Source organism: Kitasatospora sp. NPDC001309 (genome assembly GCF_042896295.1).
GTDB lineage: Bacteria > Actinomycetota > Actinomycetes > Streptomycetales > Streptomycetaceae > Kitasatospora.
In genome coordinates, this window is record NZ_JBIAXC010000002.1 from 92,425 (window position 1) to 109,387 (window position 16,963).

The following is a 16,963-nucleotide window of genomic DNA, read 5'->3' on the forward strand; positions in this document are numbered from 1 at the left end:
TAGAAAGCCGTATCTGCGGGGAACCGATCGGGCCCGATCACCCCATAAATCGGGGCGAAAGCGGACAAAAGCCCAGGTTCATCCGTCGACGATCTTCGTATGCGTCTGTGCCGGATCTGTGACAAATGTCCCGACCGGCTCAGGACTGCCCGGGCAGCCGGACCTCGATCCGGCAGCCGCTCGGCGACTCGGCGACGGCGATCCGTCCGCCGTGCAGGTCCACCGCCCAGCGGGCGATCGCCAGGCCCAGCCCGGTGCCGCCGTCCGAGCCCGGCCCGGAGGCCGTCGCGGTGCCGCTGCGGCTGAACCGCTCGAAGACCCGGCCGCGGTCCGCCGGCGGGATGCCGGGGCCCTCGTCCTGGACCTCCAGGAGCAGGCCGCCGTCCTCGCCGTCGGGCCGGGCGCGCACCGTCACGGTGCCGCCGGGCGGGGAGTGCTTGCAGGCGTTGTCGACCAGGTTGGCGACCACCTGGTGGAGGCGTTCCGGGTCCGCCACGGCGGTCAGGCCGACCGGGCTGACCTCCAGGGCGAGCCGGACGTCACCGCGCCGGGAGAAGGCCCCGCCGGCCGTCGCGCCGTCCACGGTGACCCCGCGCAGCACGCCGTCCAGGAACTCGCGCACCTCGAACGGGCGGGCGTCCAGGTCGACCACGCCGTCGTCGATCTTGGAGAGGTCCAGCAGGTGGGTGACCAGGCGGCCGAGCCGCTCGGTCTGCTCCAGGGCCGCCCCCAGGGTCGCCGGATTGGGCTGGACGACGCCGTCCACCACGTTCTCCAGCACGGCGCGCAGCGCGGCGATCGGCGTGCGCAGCTCGTGCGAGACGTTGGCGACGAGTTCGCGGCGGTGCCGGTCGGCGGCCTGGAGGTCGGCGGCCATGCCGTTGAAGGCGGCGGCCAGCTCGCCGATCTCGTCGCGCGAGTTCACCTCGACCCGGCGGCTGTAGTCGCCGGAGGCCATCGCGCGGGCGGCGTCCGTCATCTCGCGCAGCGGGGCGGTGAGCCCGTGCGCGAGGAACTGCATGAACAGCAGCGAGGCGATCATGGAGAAGACCATGATGATCCGGATCTGGGTCTCGGACCGGATCGCCACGACCACCATCCCGGTGGCCAGGAACACGGAGACGATCACCAGCAGGGCGAGCTTGCCCTTGATGGAGCGGACCGGGTCGAGCGGACGGATGTCGGCCCAGACCCGGCTGGCCGCACGGGCGGCCAGGGTCTGCGGGCGCGCGCCGTCGGCGTCCCCGTTGCGTTGCTGTGGAAAGGTCATTGCTCCCCTGTGATCCCCGCGTGTTGTCACGGCGGTGCCGGGACACGGGCCCCCCGGTGGCCCGTCGCCCGGAGCCCCCGTCAGGAGAGCGGGGCCTCCAGCGCGTATCCGACGCCGTGGACGGTGCGGATCCAGCTGGCGCCGATCTTGCGGCGCAGCGCCTTCACGTGGCTGTCCACGGTCCGGGTGCCGGACGCGTCGGTCCAGTCCCAGACCTCGGCCAGCAGCTGCTCGCGGGTGAGCACCGCGCGCGGCTGGGCGGCCAGGCAGGCCAGCAGGTCGAACTCGGTCGGCGTCAGGTGGACGTCGCCCGAGGCGAGTCGGACCCGGCGCTGCACGTGGTCGATCTCCAGTTCGCCGAAGCGAAGGCTGCCGAGCGCGGGCGTGCGGGCCGCCTGCTGGGCGCGCTCGACGCGGCGCAGCAGCACGTTGACCCGGGCGGCCAGTTCGCGCATGGAGAACGGCTTGGTCATGTAGTCGTCGGCACCGACGCCGAGGCCGACCAGCAGGTCCGTCTCGTCGTCGCGGGCGGTCAGCATCAGTACCGGCACCGGGCGTTGGGCCTGGATCCGGCGGCACACCTCCAGCCCGTCGAAGCCGGGCAGCATGATGTCCAGGACCACCAGGTCCGGCTGCCAGGTGTGGAAGCCGTCCACCGCGCCGGGGCCGTCGTGGGCCACGGCGACCTTGAACCCCTCGGCGCCCAGTCGCGCCGCGATCGACTCGGCGATCGTGGGTTCGTCCTCCACCACCAGCACTCTGCGCTGGCTGCTCACAGTGCCGCCGGTGTTGGGGTTGTCCTGCTGAATTTCTGTCACGGTCACGCCACCGCCCCCAGGGCTGCGGGCCGGCCACCTGTGGGGATGGCGGGGCTCCGCTCGTAGTCTTGTTCCGTCGTGGACTGTGCCGGGTCCGCCGTCCCGTTCGTGCACCGGGGAGTGGAGGACGGATGGTCTTCCGCCCACTCCTCCCACGCACTTCGCAGCGTACGGACAGCGGATGCCTCCCGGCAGGCGGACCGGACGTTTCCGGCCCGCTGGGCCGGCTGTCCGGCCGCCCTCGGGCCCACCGAAGGAGTGGGCACGGGCCGATACCTTACCCGGCGAATTTTCACTGCGTAACGGTACGTATGCAGTCCAGTTGACGCCAAGTCGCCGGTCAGAGGCCCTACTGACGCGTTAATCGGGAGAAGGTCTGGACCAATGTCGGGAATCCGGCCGGTCCCGTCGTCGACGGTCTTCACGGGCTTTTCTCAGGTGCCTCTCAGAACCTCGACGTAGCGTGGCCGCGACAACGCCCCGCAGGGCGGAATCCGGCCTCCGCGCCGGGGCGTCGGGCGCCCTCCGGGCGCCGTGCGGCTGCGGGTGTGGGAGCGGAGGCGTCATGGCTGGACTGCGGTGGGGTGCCGGCGGGCGCGCGCCTTCGGGGGCGCCGTACGGAATGCTCCCGGCCCGGTTGCGCGGCGGTCCCGTCGAATGGCTGCTGGAACGCGTGCCGACACCTCGGCGGACCCCGTTCACGATCGGATATCTCGCGGTCGTCGGCGTCACCTCGACCTTCGCCGGGATCGCCGATCCGGAACTCGTCCAGCGTTTGCAGGAAGCCTCCAGCTCGGACGGCCACAACCTGCTCCAGCACCCGCTGCGCGCCCTGTTGCTGAGTGGTTTCTGGGTGGCCGGGGGATCGTGGCTGCCCTACCTGTGGGGTTTCGCCTTCACCCTGGCCCCGCTGGAGCGCCGGGTCGGCCCGGCCCGGGCGGCGGCGGTGTTCGCCGCCGGGCACGTGGCGGCCACCCTGCTCTCCCAGGGCGTGGTGATCACCGCGGTGGAGACCGGGCGGCTGGCCCCGGCGGCGATGGACCAGCTGGACATCGGCGTCAGCTACGGCGTGCTCGCCTGCCTGGGCGCGGCCGCCGGGGCGCTGCCGCCGCGCGCGCGGGCGGTGGCGCTGGCCGGCGTCGGGCTGATGCTCGCCCAGCAGATCGCCACCCAGAAGGACCTGGTCACGGCGGTGGGGCACCCGGCCGCGCTGCTCACCGGGATGGCGCTGTGGCGCTGGCTGGGCCGGATCGAGCGGCGCCCGCCCGGGCCGCGGCTGCGCCCGGCCCGGGTGCGGGCGGCCGGCTCCGCCGCTTCCCCGTCCGCCTCCTCGGTGCTCTCCTCCGTGCTCTCCGCGGTCGTCCCCTCGATCGTCCCCCCGGCCGCCGGGGCGGTGCGGGCCGGGCGCCGGCCGTCCACCGCGCGCTGACGCCGGGGCCCTCTTGGGCCGTTCTTTCCGCTCCCTTTTGACGAGGCCTCCCCCCGGCCGTTCCGGTGACGGCCCTGTTCGCTCACAGCGAACAAGGTGCGGGGAACAACCGGCGCCCGCGAATCCTTAGTCAGGTCGACTCAAGTTCACTGACCGGGGAGAGATCATGGCATCGACGTCCACACCGCTCACCCTGCCCGTGCTGCCCCTCGACGACGAGGTCGTGCTCCCGGGCATGGTCGTCCCGCTGGACCTCAAGGACACCGAGGTGCGCGCCGCGGTCGAGGCCGCCCGTGCCGCGGCCACCGGCTCCGGCAAGCCCCAGGTCCTGCTGGTCCCGCGGGTGGACGGCTCGTACGCGGCGGCCGGCACGCTGGCCACCGTGGAACAGGTCGGCCGGCTGGCCGACGGCGACCCGGCGGCGCTGGTGCGCGCCGTGCGCCGGGTCCGGATCGGGGTCGGCACCACCGGCCCCGGCGCCGCCCTCTGGGTGGAGACCACACCGTTCAAGGAGTCCTCGGTCGGCACGCCGGTGGCCGGGCGGGCCGCCGAGCTGGTCAAGGAGTACAAGGCGCTGTCCACCCAGTGGCTGCGCAAGCGCGGCGCCTGGCAGATCGTCGACCGGGTGGCGCAGATCGAGGGCGTCGGCGAGCTCGCCGACAACATCGGCTACGCGCCCTTCGCCACCGCCGAGCAGAAGCTCAAGGTGCTGCTGGAGGCCGACCAGGTCGCCCGCCTGGAGTACGCGCTCACCCTGCTGCGCGACCACCTCGCCGAGGAGGAGGTCAACGACACCATCCGCAAGGACGTCGAGGAGGGCGTGGCCAAGCAGCAGAAGGAGTTCCTGCTCCGCCGCCAGCTGGAGGCCGTCCGCAAGGAGCTGGCCGAGCTGAACGGCGACCCGGCCGACGAGGAGGGCGACTACCGCGCCCGGGTCGAGGCCGCCGACCTGCCCGGGAAGGTCCGCGAGGCCGCGCTCAAGGAGGTCGACAAGCTGGAGCGCTCCTCCGACCAGTCGCCCGAGGGCTCCTGGATCCGCACCTGGCTGGACACCGTCCTGGAGCTGCCCTGGAACGAGCGCACCGAGGACGCGTACGACATCGCCGGCGCCCGCGCCGTGCTCGACGCCGACCACGCCGGCCTCGGCGACGTCAAGGAGCGGATCGTCGAGTACCTGGCCGTCCGCAAGCGCCGGACCGACCAGGGGCTCGGCCAGATCGGCGGCCGCCGAGGAGGCGCGGTGCTCGCCCTGGTCGGGCCGCCCGGCGTCGGCAAGACCTCGCTCGGCGAGAGCGTGGCCCGCGCGATGGGCCGTACCTTCGTCCGGGTCGCGCTCGGCGGCGTCCGGGACGAGGCGGAGATCCGCGGCCACCGGCGCACCTACGTCGGAGCCCTGCCCGGCCGGCTGGTGCGGGCGATCAAGGAGGCCGGATCGATGAACCCGGTCGTCCTGCTCGACGAGATCGACAAGGTCGGCTCCGACTACCGGGGCGACCCGTCCGCCGCCCTGCTGGAGGTGCTGGACCCGGCCCAGAACCACACCTTCCGCGACCACTACCTGGAGGTCGAACTCGACCTCTCCGACGTGGTCTTCCTCGCCACCGCCAACGTGCTGGAGGCCATCCCCGAGCCGCTGCTCGACCGGATGGAGCTGGTCCGCCTGGACGGCTACACCGAGGACGAGAAGGTCGTCATCGCCCGCGACCACCTGCTCCCGCGCCAGCTGGAGAAGGCCGGCCTGGCCGACGGACAGGTCGCCGTGGACGAGGAGGCGCTGCGCCGGCTCGCCGGGGAGTACACCCGGGAGGCGGGCGTGCGCACCCTGGAGCGCTCGATCGCCCGGGTGCTGCGCAAGATCGCCGCACAGGCCGAGCTCGGCGAGCGCGAGCTGCCCGCCGCGGTCGGCGCGGCGGACCTGCCCGCCCTGATCGGCCGCCCGCACCACGTGCCGGAGGCCGCCCAGGCACCCGCCGAGCGGCGCACCGCCGTCCCCGGGGTGGCCACCGGCCTCGCCGTCACCGGCGCCGGCGGCGACGTCCTCTACATCGAGGCCTCGCTGGCCGACGCCGAGACGGGCGGCACCGGGCTGACCCTGACCGGGCAGCTGGGCGACGTGATGAAGGAGTCCGCGCACATCGCGCTCTCCTACCTCCGCTCGCGCGGCGCCGAGCTGGAACTGCCGGTCACCTCGCTGCGCGACCGCGGCGTGCACCTGCACGTCCCGGCCGGGGCCGTCCCCAAGGACGGGCCGAGCGCCGGCATCACCATGACCACGGCGCTGGCCTCGCTGCTCTCCGGCCGCAAGGTGCGCACCGACGTGGCGATGACGGGCGAGGTGTCGCTGACCGGGCGGGTGCTGCCGATCGGCGGGGTGAAGCAGAAGCTGCTCGCCGCCGACCGGGCCGGCGTCACCACGGTGATCATCCCCAAGCGCAACGAGGCCGACCTGGACGACGTCCCGGCCGAGGTGCTGGAGCGGCTCACCGTCCACCCGGTGGCCGACGTGCGCGAGGTGCTGGCGCTGGCCCTGGAGCCGGCCGGGGTGCTGGTCGCCGCGGCCTGAGGCGGTCGGCGGGGCCGGTCCGGCGGATCCGCCGGACCGGCCCCGCCGCGTGCCACACTGCGGAGATGCCGTCCCCCACGCAGCGCGTCCTGGCCCGGGTGCCGGCGCGGCTGCGGCCGTTCCTGGTGCGGCACCGCCGGCTGGTGAAGTTCCTGACGGTCGGCAGCGGCTGCTTCGTCCTCACCACGGTGATCGACGTCGAGCTCAAGTTCACCGTCCTGCAGCACCAGCCGGTGGTGGCCCTGACGGTGGCGACGGTGATCGCCACCGTCGTCTCCTACGTGCTCAACCGCCGCTGGGCCTTCCGGACGGACGGGCGCCGACCGGAGGCCCTGCTGTTCTTCCTGGTCAGCGCGGTGGCGATCGGCGTCAACGACATCCCGCTGGCGCTCTCCCGGTACGCCCTCGACCTGCGCGAACCGTACGTCGACCCGTTCCAGCAGGAGGTCGCCGACTTCCTCAGCGGGATGGTGGTCGGCACCTTCGTCGCCATGCTGTTCCGCTTCTGGGCGATGCGGCGCTGGGTCTTCACCAGCCCCGCCGCCCGGGCGCACGCGGAGCCGGAACCCGGTTACGCTGCACCCGAGATGCCACGGGATGTGCCATAGGGCGTGTCTTGCGGATCCCTGCCGGGTCCGCGACGCCAGGGCACGCACCTCGCCGCGTTGTCGTCGGTCGCCCGATGCTCCGCATCGCCTCCCTCCTCCGCCTTGCGATGCACGCACCCCGACGCCGCGGCCCATCCGACAAGATCCACAAGACACGCCCTACGACCGTGAGGTGAGGTTATGCGCGGGGAGCCGGACGGCGTCCGGACCGGGCCCGCCAGTCAGCAGGGGATGCGCCGGGCCAACCTGGCCCTGGTGCTCGGCCTGATCGCGCGCGGCCCCCGCTCGCGCGCCGAGGTGGCCGCCGGAACCGGGCTGACCAGGGCCGCGGTCTCCTCGCTCGCCGAACAGCTGATCTCGGCCGGCCTGGTCGTCGAGGAGGGCCCGGCCGCCCCCAGCGGCAAGGTCGGCCGCCCCGGCACCGCGCTCGGCCTCAACCCGCTCGGGCCCGGCGGCCTCGGCGCCGAGATCGGGGTCCGCCACCTCGGCGTCTGCGTGGTCGACCTGCGCGGCGAGGTCCGGGCCTGGCGGCGCGAGGAGAGCGCCAACCACGGCCGGGAACCCGCCGCGGTGATGGCCGACCTGGCCCGGCTGGTGCGTTCGGCCGTCGCCGAGTCCGGCCTGCGCCCGGCCGGGCTGACCCTGGCCGTGCCCGGGCTGGTCGGCAGCGGCGGGGTGCTCCAGCGGGCCGCCAACCTCGGTTGGCAGGACGTCCCGCTGGCCGCCGAACTGCGCCCGGCGCTGCGCGTGGTCGGCGACGGCCTGGCCGAGCTGCCGGTCGACGCGGACAACGAGGCCAACCTCGGCGGCCTGGCCGAACGCTGGCTGGGCGAGGGCCCGGAGGACTTCCTCTACGTCTCCGCCGAGGCCGGCGTCGGCGCCGCCGTGGTGGTCGGCGGCCGGCTGCTGCGCGGGGCGCGCGGCTACGCGGGCGAGCTGGGCCACGTGCCCGTCCACCCGGAGGGGCGGCGCTGCGCCTGCGGGTCGCACGGCTGCCTGGAGCAGTACGCGGGCGAGGCGGCGGTGCTGCGGGCGGCGGGGCTGGCCGGGGTGCGCGGGGACTGGGTGACGCTGCTCGCCGAACGCGCCGGCGCCGGGGACGAGCCGGTCCGGGCGGCGCTGGCCGGGGCCGGTGCCGCGCTCGGCATCGCCGCCGCCGGGGCGGTCAACCTGCTGGACCCGGCCGAGGTGGTGCTGGGCGGCGGCTACGCCCGGCTGGCGCCCTGGCTGCTGCCGGCGATGCGGCACGAGCTGGCGGCCCGGGTGACGGTCCGGCCCTGGGCGCAGGACCGGCTGACGGTGTCCCGGCTCGGCCGGCGCGGGCCGCTGCTGGGGGCGGCGGTGGGCGTGGTGCGCGCGATCGTCGCCGACCCGGGGCCGCTCACGGGCGGCTGAGGCACGGACCCGCAGGAGCGGACCGGGCCCCTCGCCGCGATCGCGGCGAGGGGCCCGGTGGTACGCGGGGGAGCGGCGGCTCAGGCCGCGGCGGGGGCCTCGGCGTCGAGCTCGCGCCCGGCCTCGCGCGGGGTGCGCAGGACGGCCAGGAAGGCGACGGCGATGCCGACCAGCGCCCAGACCACCAGGACCAGGATCGGCATGCCCAGGTTGGTGGAGCCGAAGTAGGCGATCGACTTGGTGGCGCTGGTGCCGGCGCCGTTGGGGATCAGCGAGCCGATCGCCCGCCAGAACGGCGGCATCATCGGGGCCGGGTAGACGCCGCCGGCGCTCGGGTTGCCGAGCACCACGAAGACCAGCACCGCGAGGCCGATGCCGATGATGCCGAACAGGCACTGCAGGGCCATGGTGAAGGCGCCGACGGTGAACACCACCAGGGCGCCGATGGCGGTCAGCGACAGGATCGATCCGGGCATCGCGTCCAGGACCGGCCCGGCGATGACCGTGCCGCCGAGGCCGGCGCCGACCGAGTACAGCGCGAGGACGCCGAGGCGGATCAGCAGGCGGTGGAGGTTGGCCGGCTTGGAGCCGGCGCTGATGCCGAGGATGGAGGCGACCAGGTAGCCGCCGACGCACCAGCCGATGACCAGGTAGAAGGCGGTCAGGCCGTTGGTGTCGCCCTTGGCGAGCGGCACGACGTCCTCGACCTTGACGGTGCGGCCCTGGGACTTGTCCAGCGCGGTGGTGATGCTCTCGGCGGCCTTGGCGGCCGAGGTGCCGCGGGCGCCGGCGGTCAGCAGGGTGTCCTCGGTGCCGGTCGGGTTCACGACCAGCGCGGCGTAGATCTTCTGGTCCTTGATCTGCTGGGTCGCCGTCTCGGCGTCCGGCGCGGTGACCGGCTTGACCGCCTCGTCCGGCACCGACTCCAGGGCCTGGACCAGCTTGGGCGTGACCTGCGGCGGGGCGACCACCGCGATCGACAGCTTGTGCGGGGCCGGGTGGTGCAGCGCCCCGACGTACGAGGTGATGAACCCGAGCTGCAGCAGCAGCACGCCGATCACCAGCAGTGCCGCACGCGGTGTGACCGCGCCCTTCAGTTCGGCGACGAATCCCTGCCCCGGGGCGGTCATCCACATCTCCTTGCGTATCGGCGGAAAACGGATACTTAATACCATGAACTAACTCGCTTGTCCTACCTCCCTCGCCGGTTCTCGGCCACGGTCGCCGGGCGGTGCCGACGCCGTGGCGGACGAGGAACGCCTGGTGGTGACGGGGCGTCGGGTCGGGGCGGGGGCCCGACGGGCCGCGGGGGAGTGGCGGAACTCTCACGTCGGGCGGGGCTTTACTTGGACTTGAAGAAGGTTGCCTTACTCAACTATCGGTCGTATGGTTGCTTAAGGCAACGAATTTTCCCGCGCGAAGGACCCAGATGACCGTGACCGCCCAGGCCTCGACCGGAGCCGCAGCCGCCGTCGACGACGACCGCCCGATGACCCACCGGCAGGTGATGGAGGCGCTGTCCGGCCTGCTGCTCGGCCTGTTCGTGGCCGTGCTCTCGTCGACCGTCGTCTCCAACGCCCTGCCGCACATCCTCACCGACCTGCACGGCGGCCAGTCCGCCTACACCTGGGTGATCACCGCGGCCCTGCTCACGCTGACCGCCTCCACCCCGATCTGGGGCAAGCTCTCCGACCTGGCCAGCAAGAAGCTGCTGCTCCAGATCGCCCTGCTGATCTACATCGCCACCTCCGCGCTGGCCGGGCTCTCGCAGAACACCGGCGAACTGATCGCCTGCCGCGCCCTCCAGGGCATCGGCGCCGGCGGCGTCGTCGCGCTCGGCCAGATCTGCCTGGCCGCGATGGTCCCGCCGCGCGAGCGCGGCCGGTACAGCGGCTACTTCGGCGCGGTGTTCGCCCTCGCCACCATCGGCGGCCCGCTGATCGGCGGCGTCATCGTCGACACCTCCTGGCTCGGCTGGCGCTGGTGCTTCTACGTCGGCATCCCGTTCGCGCTGGCCGCGATCCTGGTGGTGCAGCGCACCCTCAAGCTGCCGGTGGTCAAGCGCCCGGCGAAGATCGACTACCTGGGCGCGCTGGTCATCACCGGCGCCGTCAGCCTGCTGATGATCTGGATCACGCTGGCCGGCACCAACTACCCGTGGCTGTCCTGGCAGACCGCGGCCATGGTCGGCGGCGGCCTGCTGCTGGCCGCGCTGGCCGTCGTGGTCGAGCGCCGCGCCGCCGAGCCGGTCATCCCGCCGTCGCTGTTCAAGTACCGCACCGTCACCCTGGCCGCGATCGCGAGCGTGCTGGTCGGCGTCGGGATGTACGGCGCGACCACCTTCCTCAGCCAGTACTTCCAGCTGGCCCGGGACAAGTCCCCGACGACGGCCGGCCTGATGACGCTGCCGATGATCATCGGCCTGGCGGTCTCCTCCGCGGTGGCCGGCCGGCTGATCACCAAGTACGGCAAGTGGAAGGCCTACCTGGTCGCCGGCACCGCGCTGCTCGCGATCGGCTTCGGCCTGCTCGGCACCGCCCGGGCCGACACCGACTACGGGCTGCTCTCCCTCTACATGGCGCTCACCGGCATCGGCCTCGGCCTGACCAGCCAGAACCTGGTGCTCGCGGTGCAGAACACGGTGCCCCGGCACGAGCTCGGCGCGGCCAGCTCCGTCGTCACCTTCTTCCGCACCATGGGCGGCGCGATGGGCGTCTCCGCGCTGGGCGCGCTGATGTCCAACAAGGTCGGCCACTACCTGGCCGAGAACCTCGCCGCGGCGCACATCCCGGCCGGGGCCGCGGCCTCCGGCGGCGGCATCCCGGATCTGGCGAAGCTGCCGGCCCCGATCCTGCCGCTGGTCACCGACGCCTTCGGCCACGGCGTCGGCACGGTCTTCCTGTGGGCCGCGCCCTTCGCGGCGCTGGCCTTCGTCACCGTGCTGTTCATCCGGGAGACCGCGCTGCGGACCACCCAGGAGAGCTGACCGGGGACGGGGAGCGCGCGGGCGCGAACGCCGACGGGCCGGGGAGAGTTCGACTCTCCCCGGCCCGTCGGCGTTGCTCGGTGCCGTGACGCCTTACGGCGCCGCGATCAGCACCAGGCCGTAGACCACGGCGCAGGCGCAGAGCGCGAAGCAGGCGTACGCGCCGGCCAGCAGGGCCGGCCTGCCGCCGCCGGCCGCCTGACCGCCCGCCTCACGGGAGCTCAGCGCGGCCTCCCGGCGGGACAGTGCCAGGATGCCGAGGGCGAAGACGGCGACCACGGCGACGGTGACGCCGAAGCTGATGCCGGCGGTCTGGGCCAGGGCGTTCCACTTGATGTGCATGGTGAAGGCTCCTCGATCGACGGCGCTCAGGCCGCGACCGTGGTCGAGGCGGGGGTGGGGGCGGCGGTGGCCGGGGTGGTGGCGACCTCGACCGGGGTGACCTCGGGGACGTCGTTGACGTTGTCCGCGCCGACCGGCTGGCGGCGGGAGATCATCCACATCGTGGCCGAACCGGCCACCAGCACGGCACCGACCAGGGCGACGCCCCAGGCGCCCTGGCGGGCCAGCGCGGCGGCCCCGCCGGCGACCAGGCCGGCGGCCGGCAGGGTCAGGCCCCAGGTGTAGACCATGCGGCGGACCAGGCTCCAGCGCAGCTCCGGCTTCGGGCCGCCGAGGCCGGCGCCCATGATGCCGCCGGTGCAGACCTGGGTGGTGGAGAGGCCGAAGCCCATGTGCGAGGAGGTCAGGATGACGGTGGAGACGGCCGACTCGGAGGCGAAGCCCTGCAGCGGCTTGATGTCCGCCAGGCCCTTGCCCATCGAGCGGATGATCCGCCAGCCGCCCATGTAGGTGCCGAGCGCGATCGCGGCGCCCGCCGAGACGATCACCCAGGTGGGGGGCAGCGCGCCGTGCGGCAGGGCGCCGACCGAGACCAGGGTCAGGGTGATGATGCCCATCGTCTTCTGGGCGTCGTTGGTGCCGTGCGCCAGCGAGATCAGCGAGGAGGAGAAGATCTGGCCGGTCTTGAAGCCCTTGTCGGTCGCGGCGCCGTTGCCCTTGCGGGTGATCGCGTAGGCCAGCTTGGTGGCGCCCCAGGAGGCGAGGCCGGCGACCAGGGGGGAGGCGACCGCCGGGATGATGATCTTGGTGATCACGGTGTCGAAGTTGACGCCGTTCATCCCGACGCCGACGATCGTGGCGCCGATCAGGCCGCCGTACAGGGCGTGCGAGGAGCTGGACGGCAGGCCGCGCAGCCAGGTCAGCAGGTTCCAGAGGATCGCGCCCGCCAGGGCGGCGAAGATCACCTCGGGGTGGATGCCGGCCTTCTCGTTGACGATGCCACCGGAGATGGTGGTGGCGACCTTCACCGACAGGAACGCGCCTGCGAAGTTCAGCAGGGCCGCGATGGTGACCGCGACCTTCGGACGAAGGGCCCCGGTCGCGATCGCGGTGGCGGACGCGTTGGCGGTGTCGTGGAACCCGTTGGTGAAGTCGAAGGCGAGCGCCGTGATGATCACAACGGCTACCAGGAACGAGATGTGTTCCATACCCAAACAATCGTCGTAGTTGTCGCACGGACGTTGATGACGTCGCGACCGTAGGTCTGTTGGGTAAACGGAAGGTGAACTGAGCCGGGAATCGTGGTTCCGCTGGTGGCCCGCCGGTGTCCGGGAGCTTTCGGAGGGATGACCTGGGCCGCGCTGAGCTGGACATTAGCGGAGAACGTCCTGTTTCGCCCCCGTTTGCTGAGACCTGTCTCACAACGGCCGTGCGGATCGACGGATCAATCGAGAATTAACCTCCTGGTCCGCGTGCGCCCTGTTTCCGGCGAGTAACCCGTGGGAGGATCTGCGGGATCGTCCCCGGGGAGCCCGCGGACGGCGCCACCGGGGCAGGGCAGGGCAAGGGCGGGGAGGACCACCCATGGGCGGGGCTGCACAGCGCACGGAGACGTCAGGAGTGCGCCCCTGGGTGCGGGCCGCCCTGAGGTGCGGAGCCGTCCTCGCGGCCGCCGCCCTCGCGCTGCCGGTCGCCGCCCAGGCCGCGTACGCCGCACCCGACCCGGGCGCCGGCATCGCCGTCGCCCCCGGAGCCGACCCGCTCGCCGCGGCCAAGGCCACCCTCGGCCCGCTGCTCGACCAGCTGCACGGGCTCTACCAGAGCGCCGAGGCCGCCACCGAGCAGTACAACGGCGCGGTCGCCAAGGTCACCGAGCAGCAGACCACGCTCACCGACCTCCAGGGCAAGCTCGACAAGCAGCAGAAGCAGGTCGACGCCGGGACGGACATCGCCTCCCAGCTCGCCGCCGCCCAGTACCGCAACGGCGCCTCCTCCGCCTACGCCGAGCTGCTGCTCTCCAAGGACCCGTACGAGGCCGTCACCATCGCCGAACTGCTCGCCGCGGCCAGCCGCTCGCAGTCGGAGTTCCTGGACAAGCTGAAGGCCGACCGGGACGCGCTCGACGGCTTGAAGAAGCAGACCGAGGAAGCCCTCAAGACCTCGCAGGCGCTGGTCGTCCAGCAGGACGCCGCCAAGGCCAAGGTCACGGCCGACCTCGCCTCGGTCGAACAGCTGGTCTCCTCGCTCACCGGCGCCCAGCGCACCGAACTCGAACAGCTGGAGAAGGCCAAGGCCGACGAGGCCCAGCTCGCCTTCCTCGCCTCCGGGGCCCTCGGCAAGGGCGAACGCACCCCCTCGCTGGCCGGCCGCGGCGCCGTCGCCTTCGCGCTCGCCCAGCTCGGCAAGCCGTACCTGTGGGGCGGCACCGGCCCGGACTCCTACGACTGCTCCGGCCTCACCTCGCAGGCCTGGCTGCACGCCGGCAAGCCGATCCCGCGCACCAGCCAGGAGCAGTGGGCGCAGCTGCCGCACGTCCCGCTGAACCAGCTGCGGCCCGGCGACCTGGTGGTCTACTTCCAGGACGCCTCGCACGTCGCGATGTACATCGGCGGCGGACTCGTCGTCCAGGCGCCGCGGCCGGGTGCGTTCATCAAGGTCTCGCCGGTCGGCTCGATGGCGATCCTCGGCGCCGTCCGCCCCGACCCGGACGGCGCGTCCGACGACGCCGGCGGCGCCTGGAAGGTGCCGGACCTGCCGAAGGGCTGGGACACCGTCACCCCGATCGCGCCGAGCCCGGCCAACCAGACCCCGGCCCCGCCGGCCCCCGGCGGCACCCCGGCCACGCCCACCCCGGGCGGCACCGGCACGCCGACCGGAACGCCGTCCGGCACCGGCACCCCGAGCCAGACGCCGACCGACCCGGGCACGCCGACCGGGACGCCCACCGGCACCCCGACCCAGACGCCGACGGGCACGCCGACCCAGACGCCGAGCGACAAGCCCACCCCGACCCCGACGGGCACCCCGACCGGCACCGGGACTCCCTCCGGCACCGGCAGCCCGAGCGGCACCGGCTCGGCGAGCGCCCCCGCGCCGGGCAGCCCCAGCGCGACGCTGCCGCTGGGCGGCCTGCTGCACTGACCGCGCACGGCCCGGCACGGAGGAGGCCGCCCCGCGTCCCAGGACGCCGGGCGGCCTCTCCCGTGCCGGGCCGGGGGAAGGGCCCTACCCGGCCGCGCCGGTGTCGGGCTCGAAGCGGATCACCACGGCCTTGGAGGTCGGGGTGTTGCTGATGTCGGCCGTGGAGTCGAGCGGCACCAGCACGTTGGTCTCGGGGTAGTAGGCCGCCGCGCCGCCGCGGGCGACGGGGTAGTGGACGACCCGGAAGTGCGGGGCGCGGCGTTCGGTGCCGTCCGTCCACTCGCTGACCAGGTCGACGTACCGGCCCTCGGCGAGGTCGAGTTCGGCGGCGTCCGCCGGGTTGACCAGGACGACGCGGCGGCCGCCCTTGATCCCGCGGTAGCGGTCGTCCAGGCCGTAGATCGTGGTGTTGTACTGGTCGTGCGAGCGCAGGGTCTGCAGCAGCAGCCGGCCCGGCGGGACCTCGGGGGCGGTCAGCGGGTTGACCGTGAAGTTGGCCTTCCCGGTGGCGGTGGGGAAGGTGCGGGTGTCCCGGGGGCCGTGCGGGAGGGTGAAGCCGCCGGGGCGGCGGACCTTCTCGTTGAAGTCCTCGAAGCCCGGCACCACACGGGCGATCCGGGCGCGCAGGGTGTCGTAGTCGGTCGCGAAGTCCTCCCACGGCAGGGTGTCCCGCGGGCCGAGGACGGCGCGGGCGAGGCGGCAGACGATCGCCGTCTCGGAGAGCAGTCCCGGCGCGGGCGGGCGCAGTCCGCCGCGCGAGGAGTGGACCTGGCCCATCGAGTCCTCGACGCTGACGAACTGGGCGCCGGCGGCGGTGACGTCCCGGTCGGTGCGGCCCAGGGTGGGCAGGATCAGGGCGCGGGCGCCGGTCACCACGTGCGAGCGGTTGAGCTTGGTGGAGACGTGGACGGTCAGCCGGCAGCGGCGCATCGCGGCCTCGGTGACCTCGGTGTCCGGGGTCGCGGCGACGAAGTTGCCGCCCATCGCGAAGAACACCTTGACCTTGCCGTCGCGCATCGCGCGGATGGTGTCCACCGAGTCGAGGCCGTGCGCGCGCGGCGGCTCGAAGCCGAACTCGTTCTCCAGCGCGTCGAGGAAGGCCTTGGCGGGCCGCTCGAAGATGCCCATGGTGCGGTCGCCCTGGACGTTGCTGTGCCCGCGCACCGGGCAGACCCCGGCGCCCGGGCGGCCCACGTTGCCGCGCAGCAGCAGGAAGTTGACCACCTCGCGGATGGTCGGCACCGCGTGCTTGTGCTGGGTGAGGCCCATCGCCCAGCAGACGATGATCTTCTTCGAGGCCAGCACCAGCCGGCCGAGCTCCTCGATCTGCTCCCAGGGCAGACCGGTCGCCGCGAGCACCTCGTCGCGGTCCGTCTTCCCGGCCTGCTCCTCGAACTCCTCGAAACCGTGGCAGTGTTCGGCGACGAAGGCGCGGTCGACGCCGTCCGCCTCCAGGATCATCCGGTTGAGCGCGCGGAACAGCGCCAGGTCGCCGCCGAGGCGGATCTGCAGGAAGAGGTCGGTCAGCTTGGTGCCGTGGCCGACCAGGCCGCGGGCGTTCTGCGGGTTCTTGAACCGCTCCAGGCCCGCCTCCGGCAGCGGGTTGACGCTCACCACGGTGGCGCCGGCCCGCTTGGCGCGCTCCAGCGCGGAGAGCATCCGGGGGTGGTTGGTGCCCGGGTTCTGGCCGGCCACGATGATCAGGTCGGCCTGGTAGAGGTCCTTGAGGCTGACGCTGCCCTTGCCGACGCCGAGCGTCTCGGTGAGCGCCGAACCGGACGACTCGTGGCACATGTTGGAGCAGTCCGGCAGGTTGTTGGTGCCGAGCCGGCGGGCGAACAGCTGGTACGCGAAGGCGGCCTCGTTGCTGGTGCGGCCGGAGGTGTAGAAGGCGGCGCCGTCCGGGGTGTCCAGGGCGCGCAGCTCCTCGGCGATCAGCGCGAAGGCGTCGTCCCAGGAGACCGGGGTGTAGTGGGTGGCGCCCTCGTCCAGCAGCATCGGCTCGGTGAGCCGGCCCTGCTGGCCCAGCCAGTAGCCGGAGCGGTCGGCCAGGTCGGCGACCGGGTGGGCGGCGAAGAACTCGGCCCGGATCCGGCGCTCGGTGGCCTCCTCGGCGACGGCCTTGGCGCCGTTCTCGCAGAACTCGGCGGTGTGCGTCTTCCCCGGCTCCGGCCAGGCGCAGCCGGGGCAGTCGAAGCCGTCCGGCTGGTTGATCTTGCGCAGGGTGGCGAGGGTGCGCCGGGCGCCCATCTGCTCGGCGGCCATCCGCAGGCTGTGACCGACGGCGGGCAGGCCGGCGGCCGCGTGCTGGGGCGCGGACACCTCGGGGGCGTCCTGCACCGGGTCGCTCTGCGGGGCCTGCTTGGCCATGACTGCGCTCCTCGGGCTGTACGGGTGGAGCCGTCGCACCG

At 73.4% G+C, this 16,963-nt stretch carries 12 protein-coding genes; 6 read left to right on the top strand and 6 right to left on the bottom strand.

Annotated features, from left to right (window positions below; all coding sequences use genetic code 11):
• Positions 1-139: 139 nt before the first annotated feature.
• Both ACFY2K_RS02680 and ACFY2K_RS02685 read right to left on the bottom strand, forming a co-directional pair.
• Positions 140-1,270, bottom strand: a complete 1,131-nt coding sequence (locus ACFY2K_RS02680; protein ID WP_375897243.1) for a sensor histidine kinase — start codon at positions 1,268-1,270, stop codon at positions 140-142.
• Positions 1,271-1,350: 80 nt separating this feature from the next.
• Positions 1,351-2,088, bottom strand: a complete 738-nt coding sequence (locus ACFY2K_RS02685) for a response regulator transcription factor (protein ID WP_094742879.1) — start codon at positions 2,086-2,088, stop codon at positions 1,351-1,353.
• A gap of 565 nt (positions 2,089-2,653) precedes the next feature.
• Here ACFY2K_RS02685 and ACFY2K_RS02690 point away from each other — a divergent pair.
• The 4 genes from ACFY2K_RS02690 to ACFY2K_RS02705 all read left to right on the top strand — a co-directional run bounded on the left by ACFY2K_RS02690 (position 2,654) and on the right by ACFY2K_RS02705 (position 8,083).
• Complete coding sequence (locus tag ACFY2K_RS02690) at positions 2,654-3,517, top strand: rhomboid-like protein (protein WP_380595261.1); 864 nt, start codon at positions 2,654-2,656, stop codon at positions 3,515-3,517.
• A gap of 166 nt (positions 3,518-3,683) precedes the next feature.
• The gene (gene lon, locus ACFY2K_RS02695; protein WP_387709303.1) at positions 3,684-6,080 is read left to right on the top strand and encodes an endopeptidase La; all 2,397 of its coding nucleotides are present in this window, start codon (positions 3,684-3,686) and stop codon (positions 6,078-6,080) included.
• A gap of 65 nt (positions 6,081-6,145) precedes the next feature.
• Complete coding sequence (locus tag ACFY2K_RS02700; protein ID WP_375893038.1) at positions 6,146-6,688, top strand: GtrA family protein; 543 nt, start codon at positions 6,146-6,148, stop codon at positions 6,686-6,688.
• A gap of 180 nt (positions 6,689-6,868) precedes the next feature.
• Positions 6,869-8,083, top strand: coding sequence for an ROK family protein (locus tag ACFY2K_RS02705; protein ID WP_375893036.1), 1,215 nt, complete (start codon positions 6,869-6,871; stop codon positions 8,081-8,083).
• An 80-nt stretch (positions 8,084-8,163) separates the two neighbouring features.
• Here the strand turns inward: ACFY2K_RS02705 and ACFY2K_RS02710 are convergent, their stop codons facing one another.
• Complete coding sequence (locus ACFY2K_RS02710) at positions 8,164-9,213, bottom strand: ABC transporter permease (RefSeq protein ID WP_387709305.1); 1,050 nt, start codon at positions 9,211-9,213, stop codon at positions 8,164-8,166.
• Between the two features lie 299 nt (positions 9,214-9,512).
• On the opposite strand from ACFY2K_RS02710, the gene ACFY2K_RS02715 reads away from it, so the two are divergent.
• Positions 9,513-11,069 carry an MDR family MFS transporter gene (locus ACFY2K_RS02715; RefSeq protein WP_375893033.1) on the top strand — a complete coding sequence of 519 codons (1,557 nt, stop codon included), beginning with the start codon at positions 9,513-9,515 and terminating at the stop codon, positions 11,067-11,069.
• A gap of 93 nt (positions 11,070-11,162) precedes the next feature.
• Here ACFY2K_RS02715 and ACFY2K_RS02720 read toward each other — a convergent pair whose 3' ends face one another.
• Both ACFY2K_RS02720 and ACFY2K_RS02725 read right to left on the bottom strand, forming a co-directional pair.
• On the bottom strand, positions 11,163-11,411 hold the full coding sequence (locus ACFY2K_RS02720) for a hypothetical protein (RefSeq protein ID WP_375893031.1): 249 nt from the start codon (positions 11,409-11,411) through the stop codon (positions 11,163-11,165).
• A gap of 26 nt (positions 11,412-11,437) precedes the next feature.
• Complete coding sequence (locus ACFY2K_RS02725; protein ID WP_375893030.1) at positions 11,438-12,619, bottom strand: anion permease; 1,182 nt, start codon at positions 12,617-12,619, stop codon at positions 11,438-11,440.
• A gap of 424 nt (positions 12,620-13,043) precedes the next feature.
• Between ACFY2K_RS02725 and ACFY2K_RS02730 the strand changes: the two genes are divergently transcribed.
• Entirely contained in the window at positions 13,044-14,552 is a 1,509-nt protein-coding gene (locus ACFY2K_RS02730; protein WP_387709308.1) for an NlpC/P60 family protein, read from the top strand.
• A gap of 84 nt (positions 14,553-14,636) precedes the next feature.
• On the opposite strand, the gene ACFY2K_RS02735 is transcribed toward ACFY2K_RS02730, so the two are convergent.
• On the bottom strand, positions 14,637-16,922 hold the full coding sequence (locus tag ACFY2K_RS02735; RefSeq protein WP_387709309.1) for an FdhF/YdeP family oxidoreductase: 2,286 nt from the start codon (positions 16,920-16,922) through the stop codon (positions 14,637-14,639).
• Positions 16,923-16,963: the final 41 nt, after the last annotated feature.